This is a genomic window from Bacteroides muris (ex Fokt et al. 2023), assembly GCF_024704895.1.
Taxonomy (GTDB): domain Bacteria; phylum Bacteroidota; class Bacteroidia; order Bacteroidales; family Bacteroidaceae; genus Bacteroides; species Bacteroides muris.
In genome coordinates, this window is the sequence record NZ_JAMZEE010000149.1 from 1 (window position 1) to 246 (window position 246).

Consider the following 246-nt stretch of genomic DNA (forward strand, 5'->3'; position numbering starts at 1 on the left):
GGATTGATATTGCTTAATTTAACCGTAAAGATAATTCACTTTCGCGTATTAACATAATATACCCACAGGGTTTTCGGGTTGATCCAATATTACCGTTATTGGTGTTCCAAAAGGTGGAGCAAAAGAGGTGGAGCGTAAATCTCCACCGAATAAGATTATTTCTCTCTGGTTTGCAACATTTTGCGTATCAAGAAAGCGTGCATGGTTTCCTACTTTTGTACAACGAAAAACTGTAGGAACATGAAA

General features: G+C 37.4%; 1 protein-coding gene. It reads right to left on the bottom strand.

Features of this window, described 5'->3' with window-relative positions; genetic code table 11:
* Positions 1–48 precede the first annotated feature (48 nt).
* Positions 49–246: hypothetical protein (locus M1B78_RS18650; protein WP_257941518.1), on the bottom strand; the 198-nt coding region annotated here is incomplete at its 5' end.